A 20,191-nucleotide genomic window follows, 5' to 3' on the forward strand; every position below is an offset into this window, starting at 1 on the left:
ACGGAAATGAACACGAACTGGAGAGGCCAAGCGGATGCTTATGTTGTCGTATCGGAGGGCCGGCCGGGCTGAAAATGCCGTCACTGCCAGCAAAGGCAGGGGTCATGCCTGATTTCATCAAGCGCTATGTGCGCGTCGTCGACACGTTCAACCGGCGCGTCGGCATTCTTGCCATGTATTTGATTTTTGCGATGTTCGCGATCCTACTCTATTCATCCGTCTCGAAGGCATTCCACCTGCCGGCGAACTGGACGCTGGAATCCGCGCAGTTCACCATGGCCGCCTACTATATGCTCGGCGGTGCCTTTGCCATGCAGACCAGCGACCATGTGCGCATGGACCTTTTCTACAGCGACTGGTCGGTGCGCAAGCGGGCCGCGTTCGACACGATCACCGTCATCGCGCTGATCATCTTCCTCGGTTTCATGCTTTACGGCGGTATCGCCAGCACCACCTATGCCATCCAGTTTAAGGAAAAGAGTTTTAGCGCATGGGCGCCTTATATGGCGCCGATCAAGATCGTCATGACCTTCGGCGTCGTGATGATGCTTGCTCAGGCATTTTCCTCGCTGTTCAAGGATATCGCTGAATTGCGGGGAAGGCCCATCGCATGAGTTATGAATTCATTGCAATCACGATGTTTGCGGCCATGATGGTGCTGCTGCTCACGGGGCAGCGGGTCTTTGCCGTCATCGGTTTCGTCGGCGTCGTCGCCGCCTATCTGCTGTGGGGCGAGGGCGGTTCGGAAATGGGCTTCGCATCGGCCATGAAGCTCGTCAAATGGTATCCGATGCTGACGGTGCCGATGTTCGTGTTCATGGGCTACATGCTGTCGGAATCGGGCATCGCCGAAGACCTCTACAAGGCATTCCACGTCTGGATGGGGCCGATCAACGGCGGGCTGGCGCTCGGCACGATCGGCCTGATGGTGATCATATCCGCCATGAACGGGCTTTCTGTTGCCGGCATGGCGATCGGTGCTACGATCGCACTGCCGGAGCTGTTGCGCCGCGGGTACGACAAGGTAATGACGACGGGCGTCGTGCAGGGCGGCTCGACGCTCGGCATCCTCATCCCGCCGAGCATCGTGCTCGTGCTTTACGGCATGATCGCCCGCGTGCCGGTCGGCCAACTCTGGCTCGCTGGCCTGCTTCCGGGCCTTCTGATGGCGACGCTGATGGCGATCTACGTCTATGTGCGCTGCCGGATCAATCCGTCGCTTGGACCGGCGCTGCCGATGGAAGAACGCAACGTGCCCCTGGGCGAAAAGCTGAAGCTGCTCACAGCGGGTATTCTGCCGCTCGGCATCTTCGCTCTGATGATGTCGCTGTTCCTGAGCGGTATTACCAGCCTGGTGGAAAGCTCCGCCATCGGCGCGATTTCCTCGGCGCTGGTCGCCTGGTGGCGCGGCCGGCTCACCGGCCGGCTGTGGAACGACGTGCTGCAGAAGACGCTTGGCATCACCTGCATGTTCATGTGGATTCTGATCGCCTCGCTCTGCTTCGGTGCCGTTTTCGACGGCCTCGGCGCGGTCAAGTCGATCGAGCGTTTCTTCCTCGGCGACCTCGGCCTTGAGCCGTGGCAGGTGCTGGTGCTGATGCAACTGTCGTTCCTGATCATGGGGATGTTCCTCGACGACACGGCGATGCTCGTCATCGTGGCGCCGCTCTACATTCCGCTCGTCCAGAAACTCGGCTTCGATCTCGTCTGGTACGGCGTGCTCTACACGATTACCTGCCAGATCGCCTACATCACGCCACCCTTCGGCTACAACCTGTTCATGATGCGTGCCATGGCGCCGCCCGGCATCGGCATGTCCGACATCTACAAATCGATCTGGCCTTTCGTCGGGATCATGGTCGCAAGCCTGATCATCATCGGCTGCTTCCCCGAGATCGCGACGTGGCTGCCGGAGAATTTCTACGCAAAATGACCAATTATGCCCGGCGGCCACGGCCGCCGGTTTCCACGGAGCAATGAGGCCGGACAGAAGAAAAGACCATTGACAGACCGGGGCAAACGGCCGTTCCCGGCAGAAAACCAAACGATAACCAGAGGGATATAGATATGACCAACAGAAGGCAGTTTCTTACCAGGGCCGGTGCCGCGACGATCGGTGCTGCCGGTGCCGTAACGCTTGCAACGCCTGCAGTCGTCAAGGCGCAAACGGCCATCAAGTGGCGCTTCCAGACCTATGCTGGTGCTGCACTTGGCGAGCATGTCACCAAGCCGATCATCGATGCGATCAATGCTACCGCCAAGGGCGAGCTCGAAATCGAACTCTTCTACGCCGACCAGATCGTGCCGACCGGCGAACTGTTCCGCGCGCTCCAGGCCGGCACGATCGACGCCGTTCATTCGGACGACGATTCAATGGCCTCACCTGCGGAAGTCGCGACCTTCGGCGGCTATTTCCCGCTCGCCACCAAGCAGATCCTCGACGTGCCGGTGCTGTTCAAGCAATACGGCCTCGCCGATATCTGGAGGACGGCCTACGAGAAAGTCGGCGGCGTTGTCTGGCTGTCGTCCTCGGGCCAGGATCCGTGCCACTTTAACACCAAGAAGCCCATCAACACCCTTGCCGACCTCCAGGGCCTGCGTCTCTACACCTTCCCAACGGCCGGCCGGTTCCTGAGCCAGTTCGGCGTCGTGCCGGTGACGATCCCCTACGAGGATGCGCAGGTGGCTGTCCAGACGGGCGAACTCGACGGCATGGCCTGGTCGGGCATCACCGAAGACTACACGGTCGGCTGGGCCGACGTCACCGAGCACTTCCTGACCAACAACATTTCGGGCGCCTGGATCGGCTCGTTCTTCGTCAACGAGAAGAAGTGGGCGGAACTGCCGGACCATCTGAAGAAGCTTGTCATGACGGCGATCGAGGCCGGCAACAACTACCGCGACCAGTGGTACTGGGGCGGCGAGGCGAAGCTGCGCGCCGAGGGTACGAAGCTGAAACTCACCAGCATTCCGGCTGCCGAATGGAAGCCGGTCGAGGATGCCGCAAAGGTATTCTGGAAAGAGATCGCGGAGCAAGGCGAAGTGGCCGCCAAGGTCGTCAAGATCTTCGAGGATTACAACGCCGTCATCAACAAGGCCGGACCGCCCTACGTCAACGGCTGATCCCGCCAAACTCCTCGGACCGGGCCTTGACGGCCCGGTCCGGCACGACGCCATAACCCCCAGGACCGCCGCATGACCATGACCTATAGCTTTAATGATCTGAAGAAGGATGTTGCCGACGGCCGCATCGACACCGTTCTCGCCTGCCTCGTCGACATGCAGGGCCGTCTCATGGGCAAGCGTTTTCACGCGGTCTATTTCGTGGAAAGCGCCTTCGAGGAGACGCATAGCTGCAACTACCTGCTCGCCACCGACATCGAGATGGAGACCGTTGCCGGCTACAAGTCGACGAGCTGGGAAGCGGGCTATGGCGACTATACGATGAAGCCGGACCTCTCGACGCTGCGCAAGCTGCCCTGGCTCGAAGGCACGGCGCTCGTTCTCTGCGACGTGCTCGACCACCACACCCATGAGGAAGTGCCGCATTCACCGCGCGCCATCCTCAAGAAGCAGGTGAAGCGGCTGGAGGCCATGGGCCTGAAGCCCTTCATGGCGAGCGAGCTGGAATTCTTCCTCTTCGACCAGACCTTCGACGACGCGCGCGAGAGCGGCTACCGCGACCTGCGCCCCGCCTCAGGCTATAACGAGGACTACCACATCTTCCAGACCACCAAGGAAGAGGACGTGATGCGGGCGCTGCGCAATGGCCTGCAGGGCGCCGGCATTCCGGTGGAGAATTCCAAGGGCGAGGCCTCGCCCGGCCAGGAAGAGATCAACGTGCGGTATGCGGAAGCCGTCACGATGGCCGACCGGCATTCGATCATCAAGAACGCCACCAAGGAGATCGCCTGGCAGCGCGGCAAGTCCGTCACCTTCCTTGCCAAGTGGAATTACAATTCCGCAGGCTCCTCGTCGCATATCCACCAGTCGCTTTGGAGCGTGGACGGCAAGGAAGCGAAGTTCTTCGACAAGGAAGCCAAGTACGGCATGTCGGAGCTGATGCGGAACTACGTGGCCGGCCTCTTGGCGCATGCCAGCGAAATCACCTATTTCCTCGCGCCCTACATCAATTCCTACAAGCGCTTCGTCGCCGGCACTTTTGCGCCGACCAAGGCGATCTGGAGCAAGGACAACCGCACCGCCGGCTACCGCCTGTGCGGCGAGGGCACCAAGGGCATCCGCATCGAATGCCGCGTCGGCGGCTCGGACCTCAATCCCTATCTCGCCATGGCCGCGCTGCTTGCCGCCGGCATTGCGGGCATCGAGGAGAAGCTGGAGCTGGAAGCACCCTTCGTCGGCGATGCCTATGGCGGCAAGGATGCCCGCGAAATCCCGAAGACCCTGCGCGGCGCCACCGCGGCGCTGAAGGACTCCAAGATGCTGCGCGATGCTTTCGGCGACGATGTCATCGAGCACTATGTCCGCGCGGCCGAATGGGAGCAGGAAGAGTACGATCGCCGCATCACCGACTGGGAGGTGGCGCGGGGCTTCGAGAGAGCGTAAGAACGGCGCGGGTCTGCCCCTCGACGCCTGCGGGAGATCATTCCGCAGGCGTTCAGGCGCGGCGGCCGCCGTCAAAACCAGAATTCCGAAAGAACCAACAGGAAGTCGATCATGACTGTGATCAAATGCATATCCCCCGTGGATGGCTCGGTTTACGCCGAGCGTGAGTCGCTGCCGCTGGCGGCGGCGCAGGACGTCGTCGCCCGCGCGAAGAAGGCGCAGAAATCCTGGGCGAAGCGCCCGCTGGAAGACCGTATCCAGCTCGTCCTGAAGGGTGTCGCCCGCGTCAACGAGATGGCCGACGAGATCGTGCCGGAAATCGCCTGGCAGATGGGCCGCCCGGTCCGCTACGGCGGCGAGTTCAAGGGCTTCAACGAGCGTTCCAACTATGTCGCCGAGATCGCCGGCTCGTCGCTGGCGCCGATCGTCATCGAGAACAGCGAGCGCTTCGAGCGCCGCATCGAGCGTGAGCCGCATGGCGTCGTCTTCGTCATCGCGCCGTGGAACTATCCCTACATGACCGCGATCAACACGATCGCCCCGGCGCTGATGGCCGGCAACACGGTCATCATCAAGCATGCCGCACAGACGCTGCTCGTCGGCGAGCGGCTGGTGCGCGCCTTCAACGAGGCCGGCGTGCCGGAAGACGTCTTCCAGAACGTCTTCCTCGACCATGACACGACCTCGGCGCTGATCGCCGGTAATGCGTTCGATTTCATCAACTTCACCGGCTCGGTCGAAGGCGGCCGCTCCATCGAGCGCGCTGCTGCCGGCACCTTCACGCCGGTCGGCCTCGAACTCGGCGGCAAGGACCCGGGCTACGTCATGGAAGACGCGGACCTGGACGCCGCCGTCGACACGCTGATGGACGGCGCGACCTACAATTCCGGCCAGTGCTGCTGCGGCATCGAGCGCGCCTACGTCAACGAGAAGCTCTACGACGCCTTCGTCGAGAAGTCGGTCGCCTGGGTCTCCAACTACAAGCTCGGCAACCCGCTCGATCCGGAAACGACGCTCGGCCCGATGGCGCACAAGCGTTTTGCCGCGACCGTGCGGTCGCAGATCGCCGACGCGGTTTCGAATGGCGCGAAGGCGCTGGTCGATCCCAAGCTGTTCCCGGCCGATGACGGCGGCGCCTATGTCGCCCCGCAGGTGCTCGTCGATGTCGACCATTCGATGGAGTTCATGACGGAAGAGACCTTCGGCCCGGCGGTCGGCATCATGAAGGTAAAGAGCGACGAAGAGGCGCTCGCGCTGATGAACGATTGCAAGTACGGCCTTACCGTCTCGCTGTGGACGAAGGACTCCGACCGCGCGGCCCGCATCGCCCGCGATCTGGAGACCGGCACCGTTTTCCAGAACCGCGCCGACTATCTCGACCCGGCGCTCTGCTGGACCGGCGTCAAGGAAACGGGCCGCGGCGGCTCGCTCTCCGTCATCGGCTTCCACAACCTCACCCGACCGAAATCCTATCACTTCAGGAAAGCTTGAAGAGCATGACCATCACCGCCAACTGGAGCTACCCGACCGCCATCAAGTTCGGGGCAGGGCGCATCAAGGAACTGGCCGATCATTGCAAGGCGGTCGGCATGAAGAAGCCGCTGCTCGTCACCGATCGCGGCCTGTCCACGATGCCGATCACGCAGAACGCACTCGACATTCTTGACGCCGCCGGCCTCGGCCGCGCGATGTTCGCCGATGTCGATCCGAACCCGAACGACAAGAATCTCGATGCCGGCGTCAAGGCCTTCAAGGACGGCGGCCATGACGGCGTCGTCGCCTTCGGCGGCGGCTCGGGCCTCGACCTCGGCAAGGCGGTCGCCTTCATGTCGGGCCAGACGCGCCCGGTCTGGGATTTCGAGGATATCGGCGACTGGTGGACGCGCGCCAATTCCGACGGCATCGCGCCGATCGTAGCCGTGCCGACGACGGCCGGCACCGGCTCGGAAGTCGGCCGCGCTTCCGTCGTCACCAATTCCGAAACGCACACCAAGAAGGTGATCTTCCACCCGAAGTTCCTGCCTTCGGTGACGATCTGCGACCCGGAACTGACGGTCGGCATGCCGAAGGTGATCACGGCCGGCACCGGCATGGACGCGTTTGCCCATTGCCTCGAAGCCTATTGCTCGCCCTTCTACCACCCGATGAGCCAGGGCATCGCGCTTGAAGGCCTGCGCCTCGTCAAGGAATACCTGCCGCGCGCCTACAAGGACGGCACGGACATCGAGGCCCGCGCCAACATGATGTCGGCCGCCGCCATGGGCGCCGTCGCCTTCCAGAAGGGCCTCGGCGCGATCCACTCGCTGTCGCACCCGGTCGGCGCGATCTACAACACGCATCACGGCATGACGAACGCCGTCGTGATGCCGCCGGTGCTGACCTTCAACCGTCCGGCGATCGAAGCGAAGATCGCCAGCGCTGCCGCCTATCTCGGCATTGCCGGCGGCTTCGACGGCTTCTTCGACTATGTGCTGCGCCTGCGCGAAGAACTCGGCGTGCCGGACAAGCTGTCGGCGCTCGGCGTCGGCACGGACCGCATCGACGAGATGTCGGCCATGGCGATCGTCGACCCGACGGCCGGCGGCAATCCGGTGGAACTGACGCTGGACGCCGCGAAGCGCCTCTTCGTCGAGTGCATCTGACAATCAAGAAGGGCGGCGGTCGCAGGATCGCCGCCCCGATTTCTACTCCCTCAATATTACGGATTGCATCGCGCATCGGTTGTCATCAAAATGTCATTCTACTGTCATGATTTGCGAGCCGCTTTTTCCGGCGCGGCGTGACGGTCTGACGCGGCGGTAAAGTGATGGCGGTCATATCCATAGCGAACGCCAAGGGCGGTTCGGGCAAGACTACAGCGGCGGTGCTGCTGGCGAGTGAACTCGTTGAGCGTGGCGCACGCATCTGCCTTCTCGATTGTGATGATCTGAAACTGGCTGCGACCTGGGCGCGGGCCGCAAGGCTCGGCGAAGGCCTGACGCTCGTCGAAAGCGTCGCCGCCTCTAATCTCGCAAGCCCGCTCAGGGCCATGCGCAGCAGCCACCATCACGTCATCATCGATCTATCCGGCGCGCGCGATGCGCTGGTGGCGCTGGCCGTCGGGCTTTCCGATCTGGTTCTGGTGCCCGTGCAGGGCTGTGCCATGGATAGCCGGGGTGCTGCCCATGTGCTCGAACTCATCGATCTCGTCAGCGCCAATGCACACAAGCCGATCAACCGGGCCGTCGTGCTGTCGCGCGTCAATCCGCTGGTCACCACGCGCGCGCTGCGCAATGTGAAATCCGTGCTCGATGCGGCGAAGATCCCGGTGGTCTCGACGCCGATCATCGAGCGCAGCGCGTTTCGCGACATGTTCGAGACCGGCGGTACGCTTCATTCGATGCAGGGCGGCCGGATCAGCAATCTCGACAAGGCCGTCGCCAACATGCAGGCCTTCGCCGGCGACGTGCTGCGGCTCGTCGGCGCGGAAGAAAGCTGGAAGCCGCGGGCGAGGGCAGAGATTCGCACCGCCCCGCAGGATGGACAGCCGGCGGCTGCTTGGTAGGCACCCCTCAATTCTTACCGTTAATTATTGACAAAAGCCCGGAAACCACAGGTTTTCCGGGCTTTTTCCTGTCAGGCCGCAAATTCGCGCCGTCATCTCATTAATCTTCGCGATGCGGAAATTTCCACTTCGTTAACCATGTTTTGAAAGATTTGAGGAAGCGGGCGCCATTTGCACGGGGTCGCCTGACGAGAGCGATGACCAAGCTCGCAGCATTTTTTGAGGTACGACATGCCAGTCATCACATTTGCCAATGCCAAGGGCGGCGCGGGCAAGACCACCGCTGCCCTCATCCTTGCAACGGAGCTTGCAAGCCAGGGCCATCGCGTCACCATTCTCGACGCCGACCCGCAGCGCTGGATCAGCCACTGGCACGAGATTTCCGGCCGCCAGCGCAATATTGCCGTGATCTCCGAAGTCTCGATGGCCTCCATCCAGTGCCATATCCGCGAGAACCGTGATGCGACCGACTATTTCATCATCGACCTTGCCGGTGCGCGTGATGCGCTCGTCGCCACCGCCATCGGCCTGTCGGACCATGTGATGATCCCGGTGCAGGGCTGTGCGATGGATGCGCGCGGCGCCGCGCAGATCCTTGAACTGCTGAAGCAGCTCGACGAGAAGGCGGGCATCCGCATCAACCATTCGGTCGTGCTCACCCGCATGAACGCCATGGTGACGACCCGCGCCATGACCACCATCAAGGCGCTGCTGTCGGCCCGCGGCGTCACCGTGCTCGATACGCCGATCGGCGAGCGCACCGCCTTCCGCGACATTTTCGACTGTGGCGGCACGCTCTATTCGATGGACCCGGCCAAGGTGAGCAACCTCGACAAGGCCCGCGAAAACGCGCGGCTTTTCGCCGAAGAAGTGCTGCGCCTCATGCCGGTGCGCAAGCGCACATCGACGGAGCGCGGCTTCTTCCGCACGATCCCGCGCGCGGCCTGATCCCCGGATTTGACGAAAGACAAGAACGGCTGCGACCAATTGCGCAGCCGTTTCCCAAGATTGCACGCCCGCTGGTAATGAACAATTTACCACGGCTAACCTAGTGATATCGCAACAGAAAGCTTGATCCGCGGAGGCCCGGCGCCTCCGGCAGGACCCATGACGGGTCGCGGGACCGGCATTGCCGTCCCGATGGATATTGTTTTTCCATTTCCATAGCCGTCAGGATACCCGCAAGAATGAAGCCGACCCATGCGACCGCCAGCCAGAACCACGACATCGCGCGCCGTCTGGATTATCTCGGCCTCGACGAGCCGGCCCTGAAGCGGCTGCGCCGCCTCAAACCCTTCATCGAGAAGGAGCTCGGCCCGGCGCTCGACAAGTTCTACGCGATCGTGCGCAAGAGCCCGGAGGTCAACCACCTGTTTTCCTCCGACGCCCATATCGACCGCGCCAAGAAAGCGCAGATCGGCCATTGGGCGAACATCGCGGCCGGCGATTTCACCGGCGATTATGCCGCCAAGGTGCAGACGATCGGCCATGTCCATGCACGCATCGGGCTGGAGCCGCGCTGGTATATCGGCGGTTATGCGCTGATCGTCGAACATCTCCTCGCCGAGGCCGTGAAGTCGCTCTGGCCGAAGCCGGGCCTCTTCAGCCGCCAGGAGATCACGCCGGAGGAATTTGCCGCAAAGTTCTCCAGCCTGCTCAAGGCGATGTTCCTCGACATGGACCTTTCGATCTCGGTCTATATGGACACGTCCGACGTCACCAAGCAGCAGGCGGTGCAGGCGCAGGTCGTCGCCGAGGAGCGCAAGATCGTCGGCGACAGTTTTGGCGCGGCGCTGAAGCGCATCTCCGACGGCGACCTGACGGCGCGCATCACCGGCCCGCTGCCGCAGGCCTATGAGGCGCTGCGCGACGACTTCAACCACGCCATGTCCACGCTGGCGCAGGCGATCGGCAATATCGGCGTCGGTGCCGGCTCGATCCATCTCAGCGCCCAGGAGATCGCGGCCGCGTCCGACGATCTCGCCAAGCGCACGGAGCGACAGGCGGCGAACCTTGAGGAGACGGCGGCCGCCGTCGAACAGGTGACGACCACGGTGCGCCAGACCGCACAGAGCGCCAACGAGGCGAATGCGCTCGTCATGGCGGCGCGTGACAATGCGCAGCGTGGCGGCGAGGTGGTGGAACATGCGATTGTCGCCATGGGCGAGATCCAGGCCTCCTCCTCGGCCATCGCCAACATCGTCGAGGTGATCGACGAGATCGCCTTCCAGACCAACCTGCTGGCGCTCAATGCCGGCATCGAGGCCGCGCGGGCGGGCGAGGCGGGGCGCGGCTTTGCGGTCGTCGCCTCGGAAGTGCGTGCCCTTGCCCAGCGCTGTGCGGATGCCGCCAAGGACATCCAGAACCTCATCGTCAAGTCGCATGGCCAGGTCGAGGATGGCGTGCGCTCGGTCAACGAGGTCGCCCAGTCGCTGCGCCAGATCGTGTCGCAGGTGGTGGATGTCAGCGCCGTCTTCAACACCATCCGCTCCAGCACGGCAGAGCAGGCGACGGGCCTTCAGGCGGTGAACCAGGCGGTCAACGCCATGGACCAGATCACCCAGCAGAATGCCGCCATGGTCGAGGAAGCGAACGCCGCCAGCCAGGCGTTGACGCAGGAGGCGGCGTCCATCGCCGCCCAGCTCAGCGCCTTCCGCACCGGCGGCACCGTCCAGCCGGCCCACGGCTCCGGCTACACGCGCGCTGCTTGAACCATCGGCATCAGAGCGGCGTGATGCGCCGCTCTACTTCTGCATGCGCGCCTTCAGCAGGTCCATCAGCTTGCCGTCGCGCGGCAGCTTGCCCGCCTTGCCCTGGTCCTTCAGCCAGTAGAACTGGCCGGGCTTCACCTTTGCCGACAGCTCGTAGTCCATGCCTTCCCATTCGTCCTCACGGAAGGAATAAAAGGCCCAGTGGCCGCCTTTTTCCTCCACCGCATCCATCACGTCGGTGAGATAGGTGCCACAATCGGCCCAGAGCCGCATGCAGCCGAATTCGGCGGCGACCACGCGCGTCGGCGGCAGGCCCTGCGCTTTCGCCCAGTCGAAGGCCGTGCCGATATGCTGCGCGACGGCCTTGCGGTCCCACGTCGTCTTGCCGCCGGCATAGTCCGTCATGATGCCGGGATAGGAGAGCGGTGTTTCGCGCTTCATGTTCGGCGCGCTGGTCGCCTCATAGGGTTCGTACATGTGGAAGCCGTAGAGCACCTTGTCGTCGGCAAGCCGCTTCGGCCAGGCGGCAAGCGCGCGCGGATTGGCATAGTAGCCGCCATCCACCATGACCGGCGTCACCGGATCGACGGCGCGGATCGCCTCGATCATGCGCGCATAGAGCTGCGGCAGGTCGCGGGTGCCGCCGGCATTTTTCTGCTGCCAGGCCTGGATGTCCGCCATGGCGCCGTTTTCCGCAAGCCCGGTGGTCTTTTCCGGAGCAGGCTCGTTGAGCAGGTTATAGGCGGCGACGGCAGGGTGGTCTTTCAGCGCGCCGGCGAGATCGCCCCAGAATTTGACGGCCTGGTCGGCAAAGGCCGGATCGGACCACAGCCGGTCGTCGAATTTGCCGCCGTTCTGCTGCTTCCAGCGGGCGCCGGGCAGGCTGAGCGGCGTCACCACGACCTTGAGGCCGGCGGCATGCGCGGCGTCGAGCGCCGCCCGCAGCTTTTCCAGATCCTTCGGTGGAAGACTCTCATAGTGATCGGCATCGCCGATAAGGAAATCGCGGCCTTCGCCCTTCCATTTGCTGAAGGTGAGGCGCACCCAGGAGGCGCCCGTCGCCGCCAGCGCCTCGAAATAGGCGGCATCCGGCTCGCCGGCATTAAAACTGTTGCCGCCCTTTTGCGGGCTGCCCCAGAAGGTCATGAGATCGGCGGCGGAAGCCGGCGTGCAGGCCAGCGCGAGGCAGAGGAGGGCGGGGCGGAATTTTGCGAGCATGGGACACCGAATGCGTGAATGCGGCCCGTCAGGGAGCCGGAGGACGGCCGGATGCTTCGCCGTAAAAATGGGCATTTTCCGGTTCGCTTCGTGGCGGAACCGCGCCTTTCCAATACGCAAACAAAAGCCGGCCCAGGAGGCCGGCTTTGGATCATGCCGCGGAGCGTGTCAGTCGACGAATTCGACCGTGACGCCGGCGCTCGTCATCTTGGCGAGCTCGGTCGCATCCCAGTTGGTCATGCGGATGCAGCCGTGGCTCTGCGTCTTGCCGATCTTCGAGGGTTCCGGCGTGCCATGGATGCCGTAGGTCGGCTTAGAAAGCGCAATCCACACAGTGCCGACCGGGCCGTTCGGGCCGGGTTGCAGGGTCAGAACCTTGTTGTTTTCGCCCTGCTGGAAGTTGATCTTCGGATTGTAGGTGTAGCCCGGATTGAGCGCGATGCGCTCGACCGTGACCAGGCCGGAAGGCGAGGGCGTGTCGGCGGAACCGATGCTGGCCGGATAGGCCGCGATCAGCGTGCCGTCCGCAGCATAGGCGAGTATCTGCTTGCGGCCCTTGTCGGCGAGGATCTTCGCCACCTTGCCGGTCTTCGCCACGCCGGTGTCGATGACCTTGACGATCGTGCCGGGGATGGTGAAGTCGACGCCCGGATTGATCTCCTTGAGATAGGCCTCGTCCATGTGGAACTTTTCCGCCAGCATCTCCGTCGTCGAGGTGAAGGAGAGGTGCGGCAGGGCAGCCTTCTGGGCGTAGTCTTCCGGGATGGCGGCGACATAGGGGCCGGCGGCATCGGCGGCGGTGATCTCGTAGGTCGTGAACGCCATGCCGCCGGACAGGCGCAAGCGCTCCAGGATGTCGTCGGCATTGTTCGGGTCGAGCGTCTCGCCCGACACGCTCTGCCAGGCCTCGATCGCCTTGGTAACGTTGGAGCCTTTCTTGCCGTCGATCACGCCCGGCGAGAAACCCTCGCGGTCGAGAAAGACCTGAAGGGCTGTGATCTCGGCCGAGGACATCTTGCCGATGGCGATGGCCGGCTCGAATTTCGGGCCGGGCACGAATTCCGCATTGGGATCGACGCCGTTTTCCGGCAGGGCCGCATTGTCGCCGTTGCCGTCGAAATCAGGCAGGGGCTGCGAGCCGCCGAAATCGGCATCCGGCAGTTCCTGGCGCTCGATATCGCCCGGCAACGCTTCGCGCATCTCCGGCACGGAACTGGTTGTCAGCTCGTCGCCGAACTCGGATTCGGGTGCCGGCGGAAAATAGTCGGGGTTGGTTTCCGGATAGCCCTGCACCGCGCGGTAGCGATCGCGCCGCGGGCGGGAATCGCCGCGGGCGAAATAGCGGTCGGCGGACTGGGCCGTGGCGATGATGTTGCCCCAGCCGTCGACATAGACGGTGCGTCCGCGATTGTCGCGCATCACGCGCGCATCGTCGGGAATGTAGTCGAGCAGGTCGCCTTCCGGCGAAACCAGCACCGTATCGTTCGAGAGATAGGTCTGCGCATAGGCAGGGGCCAGCGCGAATCCGAGCACGGATGCCGCAGTAAGAAGCGAAACGCTTGTTTTAAAAATAGAATTCACGACTCTAGACCTGCCAGCTTGCACATAACGCGCGGACGGAACACTTCAATTCAGACCTTAATATGGAAAATCTGAATCGATGGTGAACGTAAGGTCAACGCGCATGGCAAAAACTTGTGATCCGCCGCGATGGTTCCCGCGGAAAGATCGTGCGCCCCATAGCCTCGCGACGCCTTTGATCCTAGCATGCCCGCTTTCATTGTCCCTTTCACCGGAGCCCCGGATGACCTTTGCCCTGACCGCCGACACGCCAGAACAGTCGTTCCGCCTCGCGCTGACGCCGCAATCGGCGCTCGATGTCGGCAGCGCGGTCTTTCATGGGGTTGAACTCGCGCCGGGCTCCACGGTTCCCTCGGATGGCGATCCGCGCATCGACAAGGCGCTGCCGGGTTTCATGTTCACCTGCGGGCCGGATCATATCCGCCATCCGGTGCCGATCGAGGGCGCTGCCGACGGTCGGCGTTATCCGCTGCACGGCTCGCTGTCGTCCAGCCCGGCGCGCGACATCCTGATCGAGGAGGACGAGGGCGAACTGGTGTGCGAGGGGCGGGTCGCCGTCGCGCTTGCGCATGGCGGTGCGGCCGATCTCGCCCGCCGCTGGCGCGTCGACCGGGGCACCGGCCATATCACGCTGGAGGACGTCGTCACCAACAGCGGCGAGACCTCCTGGCCGCCCTTCGGCATGTACCATATCAATTTCGGCACCGGCCTCTTCGACGAGAACACGCGGCTGACCGGCACGATGCTGCCCGGCGGCAGCCTGCCGTGGCGGTTCGACGAAGGCGACATGAAGATCTTCTGCGTGCCGGCGGCGGAGACGGCGAAACACGGCTGGGCGGAGATCGTGGTCGGCCCGATTAAAGCGCTTGGCGGACGCAGCGTGCATATCCGCTTCCGCACCGATACCTTGCCCTATCTCCAGGTCTGGCGGAACCAGTCGCCGGGCTGTGCCGTGCTCGGCATCGAGCCGGTATCGCATCGCCTTGCCGCGCGCGAAGAACTGATAGCCGCCGGCGATGCGCCGGATTTCGCGCCCGGTGAAAGCGTCGGTTACGGGCTGGCCTTCGAGGTCCGGTAGAGCGTTTCTTCATTTGCCCGAAAAGCGAAAACGCTTTTTGTTTCCATGCGATTGCGGACACAAAAGCGCTTCGCGCCCCTGTCGCCGGCACGCTAGGTTTCGCATGATTGACGCTCCCGCGCCGCGGGCGTAAACGGTGAGCGCCCCATTTTCGAAAAGGAACCACCCATGGATATCCGCGCGATCAACGACGAATATTCCGTCTCCGGCCAGATCGAAGTCGAAGACCTCGACGCGATCGCCAACCTGGGGTTCAAATCCATCGTCTGCCACCGCCCCGACCACGAGCAGCCGGACCAGCCGGAGTTCTCCGCCATCGCCGCGCGCGCGAAGGAACTCGGCATCGAGGTGGCGCATGTGCCGGTCGGCTCGATGGGTGTGACGGCCGAAGCCGTGCACGGCATGGTCGACGCGCTCGACGAATTGCCGCGCCCGATGCTCGGCTATTGCCGCTCCGGCGCGCGTTCCACGAAGATTTACGAGCAGACGCAGCACATTCGCGGCTGAGATGGTGAGGGGCGGTCCACGCCCCTCATACAGCGTTATTTCCCGCCACGAATATCCGACAGCGTGCGCGTCGGCGTGATCGCCTCCGGATCGAGCTTCACCTCGATGATCGCCGGCTTGCCGCTGGCGCGTGCCCGCAGGAAGGCGGTTGCGAACTCTTCCGTCTTCTCAACCGTCTCGCCATGCCCGCCATAGGCGACGGCCAGCGCTGCAAAATCCGGATTGGTGAGGTCCGTGGCGCTGACGCGGCCGGGATAATCCCGCTCCTGGTGCATGCGGATCGTGCCGTAGATGCCGTTGTTGACGACCACCGTGATGATCGGGAGGTTGTAGCGCACGGCGGTCGCGAATTCCTGGCCGTGCATGAGGAAGCAGCCGTCGCCGGCAAAGCAGATGACCTCGCGCTCGGGAAACAGGCGTTTCGCCGCGACGGCGGCCGGCAGGCCATAGCCCATCGAGCCGGAGGTGGGGGCGGCCTGCGTCGCAAACCGGCGGAACCGGTGGAAGCGGTGCACCCAGGTGGCATAGTTGCCGGCGCCATTGGTGAAGATCGTGTCTTCCGGCGTGTTCTCTTCCAACCAGGCGACGATCGGTCCCATCTGCACATCGCCGGGGCCGCTTTGCGGCGGTGTTGACCAGGCGAGATAGGCCTGGTGCATGGCGGCCGTGCGCGCCGCCCAGCGGGGTGCGGTTTTTGGCGCGAGATCTTCGAGCGCTGCGACGAAATCCTCGGGCGCGGCGGAGATCGCGAGGTCCGGGCGGTAGACGCGGCCGAGCTCGGAGGGATCGGGATAGACGTGCACCAGCTTCTGCTGCGGGTAGGGGCTCTGGATCAGGCTGTAGGTGGAGGACGGCATTTCGGAATAGCGCCCGCCGAGCAGCACGACGAGATCCGCCTTGCGGATTTCCTTGCCCAGCGCCGGGTTGATGCCGATGCCGGAATCGCCGGCATAATTCGGGTGCAGGTGATCGAACAGCATCTGCCGGCGGAACGAACAGGCGACCGGCAGCGACCAGCGCTCGGCAAAGGCCGTGAAGGCCGAAACGCTGGCCTCGGACCAGCGCGTGCCGCCAAGGATGACGAGCGGGCGTTCGGCCGCTTCCAGAAGCCTGGCCAATTCTTCGACCTGTTTGCGGCCCGGATGGGCCTCAACGGGCATGTAGGGCTTTGGCTCTACAGCTTCGACCATGTCCGTCAGCATATCCTCCGGCAGCGCCAGCACGACCGGGCCGGGCCGTCCCGACGTGGCGACAGCGAAGGCGCGGGTGATGAATTCCGGGATGCGCCGCGCATCGTCGATATCAGCCACCCACTTGGCGACTTCGGTGAAGGCACGGCGGTATTCCACTTCCTGGAAGGCCTCGCGCTCGCGCGCATCGCGCTGCACCTGGCCGATGAACAGGATCATCGGGATCGAATCCTGCCGCGCGATGTGCAGGCCGGCCGAAGCATTGGTGGCGCCGGGGCCGCGGGTGACCATGCAGATGCCGGGTTGGCCGGTGAGCCGGCCCCAGCAATCCGCCATCATCGCCGCGCCGCCTTCCTGGCGGCAGACGAGCACGTCGATATCCGTATCGTGCAGCGCATCGAGCACCGCGAGATAGCTTTCGCCCGGCACGCAGGCGACGCGCTTGACGCCGTTGGCAACGAGAGCGTCGACGATCAACTGGCCACCGGTCTTCATGCGCTTTTCTTTCCTGCTTCGAGGGATTGCAGTTCCGCCATCACGGCATCGGTATGTTCGCCAAGCCGCGGGCTTGGCCGGTCGTAGACAAGCGGCGTCCCGGAAAAGACGATAGGGGTGCGCACGCCCGGAATGAGGTTGCCGTCGGCATCCGGCAGGTCGACGCGCAGGCCGCGCGCCTTGACCTGCGGGTCGTCGAAGGTCTCGGCAATGGAATTGATCGGCCCGGCCGGCACGCCCTCGCGCTCGCAGGCATCGAGCAGTTCGGCCTTGGTGACATTGGCGGTCGCGCCCGTAACGAGGCGGCGAACCTCGTCGCGGTTGGCGACGCGGGCGCGGTTGGTGGCGAAGCGCTCGTCATCGGCCACGCCATCGAGCTTCAGGAGCCCGCAGAGCTTGCGGAACTGCCCGTCATTGCCGACGGCGAGAATGATGTATCCGTCGGACGTCGGCACGACCTCGTAGGGCGAGATGTTGGGATGCGCATTGCCGAGCCGCTTGGGCGCCGTCCCGGAGGCCAGAAAGTTCATGTTCTGGTTCGCCATGACGGCGGACTGCACGTCGAGCAGCGCCATGTCGACATGCTGGCCATGGCCGGTCTTCATGACATGGATGAGCGCCGCCTGGATGGCGGTCACGGCATAGATGCCGGTGAAGATATCCGCGATCGCCACGCCCGCCTTCATCGGCTCGCCATCCGGCGCACCCGTCACCGACATGAAGCCGGACATGCCCTGCACGATATAATCGTAGCCGGCACGCGCGGCATAGGGACCATCCTGGCCGAAGCCGGTGATCGAGCAATAGACGAGTTTCGGATGTTTTTCGGCGAGGCTCCGGTAGTCGAGCCCATACTTCACGAGGCCGCCGACCTTGAAATTCTCGATCACCACGTCCGCGGTCGCGATCAGCCGGTGCACGGTCTCCCGGCCTTTTTCGGTCCTCAGATCGACGGAGATGGAGCGTTTTCCCCTGTTGGTGGAGTGGTAATAGGCGGCCGACAGGTTTTCGCCGTCCTTGCCCGTCACGAAGGGCGGCCCCCAGGCGCGCGTGTCGTCGCCGCCGTCCGGATTTTCGATCTTGATGACGTCCGCGCCGAGATCGGCCAGCATCTGCCCGGCCCAGGGACCGGCGAGAACCCGCGCCAGCTCGATGACCCGGATGCCGGAAAGCGGCAGGTTCGACTTCTCCATCGTGCACTCCCTCTTCGACGGCCGCGATACGGCCGACCGCCGGGCTTTTCGCCCGTTTTGCTCTGGATAACAAAAAGCCGGCAGGCACGATAGCCGCGGGCCGGCGGGACATCATGACGGCTGAGACTGACATGATGTTTTTCGCGCGCGGCTCGGTCAGATGGGCGTGGAAACCGTCGGGATCGTCGCCGTCTTGTTGAGCTTGCGTTCGCGCCAGATGACATAGAGCCCGGACGCTATGATGATGGCGATGCCGAGCCATTTGACGGCATCCGGCAGGTCGCCGAACACCCACCAGCCGAGAATCGTGGCCGACACGATCTCCAGATATTGTAGCGGCGCCAGCGTGGAGGCGGGGGCCGAACGATAGGCATAGACACCGAGCACGCCGGCAATGGTCGCCGCGACGGCGGCCGCGGCAATATAGAGCGTGTTCGCCATGTCCGGCAGGACGGGCCTCAGGAAGGCGATGCCGGTGGCGCTGCCGAAGACGAGCAGCAGGCCCGAGAACAGCCCGCCCCAGAGCCCCGCATAGAACTGCATCGACCAGGGATCTTCCTTCTGCGAGACGAGCCGCGTCAGCAGGAAGAACAGCGCCAGCGAAAAGGCCGAGACGACCGGCAGCAGCGCGATCGGGCCGACCTCCTGCAGGCTCGGCTGGATGACCAGCAGCGAGCCGAAAAAGCCGACGCCGCAGGCCGTGTAGCGCCGCCAGCCGATGGTCTCCTTCAGCACGATCGAGCCGAGGATGGTCAGGATGATCGGCTCGACAAAGAAGATGGCGATTGCATCCGCCACTTCCATCACGGCGAGCGGCGTGACGAAGGTGATCATGGTGATGGCCATCAGGAGGCCGCGCGCGGCGTGCAGCCCGGTCTTCCTCCAGGTCACGTCGAACAGCGTGCCGCGCATCAGACAGATCGGCCCCAGCACCGTCATCTGGAAGAGCAGACGCACGAAGGTGATCTCGGTCGCCGGCACGGAGGTGACAGCGAGCTTTGCGAAAATATCGATGATCGGCGAGATGAGCACCGAGAGCACCATGAGGACGAGCCCGAGGCTGACCTCGTTGCGCAGCGGCGTGATGGCTGTTGTGGTCATGCGTGTTCCGGTGCGCGGCGTCGCTCAGTCACCACCCGCCGGCACCAGCCGGCGAAGGCGTCGATGGCGGGCTCGCGCAAGGCCCGGCTCTCCTTCAGTGTTTCGTGACGCAGGCCGCGATAGACGATCGTCGTGACGTCCTCAAGCCGCGATTTTTTCAGTCGTTCGGCAAAGGCGAGCGTCGCCCGGCCGCAATCGGTCGCCGGGTCCTCGCTGCCGCCCACCAGGTGGATCGGCAAGCCTTTTGGCAGGCGCGCGAGGCCGTCCGGCGAAGCACCGGCAAAGGTGACGGCAAAGATGTCGATCCACATCGAAACATTGACGTCGAAGCCGCAGAGCGGATCGGCGATATAGGCGTCCACCTCGGCCACATCGTGCGACAGCCAGTCGAACTCCGTCCGTCGGCCGGCGATGGATTTGCCCCAGGCGCCGAAGGTGAGGCGCGGTAGGATGCCGCTCGGCACGTCCGATCCCTTCAGCATGCGCTCCGCCGCCAGCACGATCTGCGCCACGCGGCCCGCAAGGCCGGGTTCGAAGTTGGAATTCCAGACGGCGAGCGCGTCGATATCCGCGGCATGGTTTTGCGCGAAGGCGAGCGCCAGCAGGCCGCCCATCGAATGGCCGAACAGCACGATCGGCAGGCCCGGATGCCGCGCGGCGGTGTGATCGCGCACCGCCCGCATGTCCTCGATCACGCGCGCAATGCCGTTCCGTGGCGCGAATTGCCCGCGCGGCGCATCGGGTGCCGTGGTGAAGCCATGGCCGCGATGATCATGGGCATAGACATGAAAGCCTTCGGAGGCCATGCGCGCGGCAAAATCCGCATAACGCAGGCTGTGTTCAGCAAGGCCGTGGCTGGGGAGCAGGATGCCGCTCGCCTCGCCGCGGGCGGGCTCGTGGCGCAGCGCCAGCGTCGCCCCACTGGGGCTTCTCAGCGTCCCGGCTTCAGAAAACACCGCCATTCCTCCCGTTTGCGCAAGGTCAACGCGATTTGCCATGCAAAGACA

17 protein-coding genes are annotated in these 20,191 nt (G+C 63.9%); 11 read left to right on the forward strand and 6 right to left on the reverse strand.

The genetic code is table 11. The features are described 5' to 3' along the window. Nucleotides 1-104 precede the first annotated feature (104 nt). The 9 genes from J2Y63_RS22670 to J2Y63_RS22710 all read left to right on the forward strand — a co-directional run bounded on the left by J2Y63_RS22670 (nt 105) and on the right by J2Y63_RS22710 (nt 10,821). Nucleotides 105-614, forward strand: a complete 510-nt coding sequence (locus tag J2Y63_RS22670) for a TRAP transporter small permease subunit (RefSeq protein ID WP_256117216.1) — start codon at nt 105-107, stop codon at nt 612-614. Continuing rightward, nucleotides 611-1,933, forward strand: a complete 1,323-nt coding sequence (locus tag J2Y63_RS22675; RefSeq protein WP_435267924.1) for a TRAP transporter large permease — start codon at nt 611-613, stop codon at nt 1,931-1,933. Before J2Y63_RS22670 ends, J2Y63_RS22675 begins: the two co-directional genes overlap by 4 nt. Before the next feature lie 134 nt (nt 1,934-2,067). Beyond that, entirely contained in the window at nt 2,068-3,123 is a 1,056-nt protein-coding gene (locus J2Y63_RS22680; RefSeq protein WP_435267925.1) for a TRAP transporter substrate-binding protein, read from the forward strand. A 78-nt stretch (nt 3,124-3,201) separates the two neighbouring features. Beyond that, entirely contained in the window at nt 3,202-4,566 is a 1,365-nt protein-coding gene (locus J2Y63_RS22685) for a glutamine synthetase family protein (protein WP_256117774.1), read from the forward strand. 111 nt (nt 4,567-4,677) lie between these two features. Then, nucleotides 4,678-6,057: an aldehyde dehydrogenase family protein gene (locus tag J2Y63_RS22690; RefSeq protein ID WP_435267926.1), complete on the forward strand. Its 1,380-nt coding sequence runs from the start codon at nt 4,678-4,680 to the stop codon at nt 6,055-6,057. A 5-nt stretch (nt 6,058-6,062) separates the two neighbouring features. Beyond that, complete coding sequence (locus J2Y63_RS22695) at nt 6,063-7,208, forward strand: iron-containing alcohol dehydrogenase (protein ID WP_435267927.1); 1,146 nt, start codon at nt 6,063-6,065, stop codon at nt 7,206-7,208. A gap of 164 nt (nt 7,209-7,372) precedes the next feature. Then, nucleotides 7,373-8,110, forward strand: a complete 738-nt coding sequence (locus J2Y63_RS22700) for an AAA family ATPase (RefSeq protein WP_435267928.1) — start codon at nt 7,373-7,375, stop codon at nt 8,108-8,110. A gap of 231 nt (nt 8,111-8,341) precedes the next feature. Next, nucleotides 8,342-9,058, forward strand: coding sequence for an AAA family ATPase (locus J2Y63_RS22705; protein ID WP_435267929.1), 717 nt, complete (start codon nt 8,342-8,344; stop codon nt 9,056-9,058). A 239-nt stretch (nt 9,059-9,297) separates the two neighbouring features. Next, nucleotides 9,298-10,821, forward strand: coding sequence for a methyl-accepting chemotaxis protein (locus tag J2Y63_RS22710; RefSeq protein ID WP_435267930.1), 1,524 nt, complete (start codon nt 9,298-9,300; stop codon nt 10,819-10,821). 33 nt (nt 10,822-10,854) lie between these two features. Here the strand turns inward: J2Y63_RS22710 and J2Y63_RS22715 are convergent, their stop codons facing one another. Together J2Y63_RS22715 and J2Y63_RS22720 are read right to left on the reverse strand one after the other, a co-directional pair. Continuing rightward, entirely contained in the window at nt 10,855-12,039 is a 1,185-nt protein-coding gene (locus J2Y63_RS22715; RefSeq protein ID WP_435267931.1) for a glycoside hydrolase family 5 protein, read from the reverse strand. A gap of 168 nt (nt 12,040-12,207) precedes the next feature. Further along, entirely contained in the window at nt 12,208-13,572 is a 1,365-nt protein-coding gene (locus J2Y63_RS22720) for a L,D-transpeptidase family protein (protein ID WP_435267932.1), read from the reverse strand. A 271-nt stretch (nt 13,573-13,843) separates the two neighbouring features. Here J2Y63_RS22720 and J2Y63_RS22725 point away from each other — a divergent pair, with 271 nt between their 5' ends. Further along, a complete protein-coding gene (locus J2Y63_RS22725; protein WP_435267933.1) occupies nt 13,844-14,698 on the forward strand; it encodes a DUF4432 family protein in 855 nt (284 codons plus the stop codon). A gap of 168 nt (nt 14,699-14,866) precedes the next feature. Further along, nucleotides 14,867-15,205 (forward strand): TIGR01244 family sulfur transferase, encoded by a 339-nt coding sequence (locus J2Y63_RS22730; RefSeq protein ID WP_256117202.1) that lies wholly within the window; start codon nt 14,867-14,869, stop codon nt 15,203-15,205. A 35-nt stretch (nt 15,206-15,240) separates the two neighbouring features. Here J2Y63_RS22730 and J2Y63_RS22735 read toward each other — a convergent pair whose 3' ends face one another. The 4 genes from J2Y63_RS22735 to J2Y63_RS22750 form a co-directional block, all read right to left on the reverse strand. Further along, complete coding sequence (locus J2Y63_RS22735) at nt 15,241-16,890, reverse strand: thiamine pyrophosphate-binding protein (RefSeq protein WP_435267934.1); 1,650 nt, start codon at nt 16,888-16,890, stop codon at nt 15,241-15,243. Then, nucleotides 16,887-18,083 carry a CaiB/BaiF CoA transferase family protein gene (locus J2Y63_RS22740; RefSeq protein WP_435267935.1) on the reverse strand — a complete coding sequence of 399 codons (1,197 nt, stop codon included), beginning with the start codon at nt 18,081-18,083 and terminating at the stop codon, nt 16,887-16,889. Before J2Y63_RS22740 ends, J2Y63_RS22735 begins: the two co-directional genes overlap by 4 nt. 156 nt (nt 18,084-18,239) lie before the next feature. Beyond that, nucleotides 18,240-19,184, reverse strand: coding sequence for a DMT family transporter (locus J2Y63_RS22745; RefSeq protein WP_435267936.1), 945 nt, complete (start codon nt 19,182-19,184; stop codon nt 18,240-18,242). Further along, nucleotides 19,181-20,140, reverse strand: a complete 960-nt coding sequence (locus J2Y63_RS22750; protein ID WP_435267937.1) for an alpha/beta fold hydrolase — start codon at nt 20,138-20,140, stop codon at nt 19,181-19,183. The genes J2Y63_RS22745 and J2Y63_RS22750 overlap by 4 nt, the downstream gene beginning before the upstream one ends. Nucleotides 20,141-20,191 lie beyond the last annotated feature (51 nt).

Source organism: Shinella sp. BE166 (assembly GCF_051201095.1).
GTDB classification, from domain to species: Bacteria; Pseudomonadota; Alphaproteobacteria; order Rhizobiales; family Rhizobiaceae; genus Shinella; species Shinella lacus.

Coding starts and splice junctions, on each gene's coding strand:
- J2Y63_RS22715 (WP_435267931.1), bottom strand. CDS start 12,039: ATGCTCGCAAAATTCCGCCCCGCCCTCCTCTGCCTCGCGCTGGCCTGC.
- J2Y63_RS22745 (WP_435267936.1), bottom strand. CDS start 19,184: ATGACCACAACAGCCATCACGCCGCTGCGCAACGAGGTCAGCCTCGGG.
- J2Y63_RS22740 (WP_435267935.1), bottom strand. CDS start 18,083: ATGGAGAAGTCGAACCTGCCGCTTTCCGGCATCCGGGTCATCGAGCTG.
- J2Y63_RS22670 (WP_256117216.1), top strand. CDS start 105: ATGCCTGATTTCATCAAGCGCTATGTGCGCGTCGTCGACACGTTCAAC.
- J2Y63_RS22675 (WP_435267924.1), top strand. CDS start 611: ATGAGTTATGAATTCATTGCAATCACGATGTTTGCGGCCATGATGGTG.
- J2Y63_RS22690 (WP_435267926.1), top strand. CDS start 4,678: ATGACTGTGATCAAATGCATATCCCCCGTGGATGGCTCGGTTTACGCC.
- J2Y63_RS22700 (WP_435267928.1), top strand. CDS start 7,373: ATGGCGGTCATATCCATAGCGAACGCCAAGGGCGGTTCGGGCAAGACT.
- J2Y63_RS22730 (WP_256117202.1), top strand. CDS start 14,867: ATGGATATCCGCGCGATCAACGACGAATATTCCGTCTCCGGCCAGATC.
- J2Y63_RS22695 (WP_435267927.1), top strand. CDS start 6,063: ATGACCATCACCGCCAACTGGAGCTACCCGACCGCCATCAAGTTCGGG.
- J2Y63_RS22680 (WP_435267925.1), top strand. CDS start 2,068: ATGACCAACAGAAGGCAGTTTCTTACCAGGGCCGGTGCCGCGACGATC.
- J2Y63_RS22735 (WP_435267934.1), bottom strand. CDS start 16,890: ATGAAGACCGGTGGCCAGTTGATCGTCGACGCTCTCGTTGCCAACGGC.
- J2Y63_RS22725 (WP_435267933.1), top strand. CDS start 13,844: ATGACCTTTGCCCTGACCGCCGACACGCCAGAACAGTCGTTCCGCCTC.
- J2Y63_RS22710 (WP_435267930.1), top strand. CDS start 9,298: ATGAAGCCGACCCATGCGACCGCCAGCCAGAACCACGACATCGCGCGC.
- J2Y63_RS22685 (WP_256117774.1), top strand. CDS start 3,202: ATGACCTATAGCTTTAATGATCTGAAGAAGGATGTTGCCGACGGCCGC.
- J2Y63_RS22705 (WP_435267929.1), top strand. CDS start 8,342: ATGCCAGTCATCACATTTGCCAATGCCAAGGGCGGCGCGGGCAAGACC.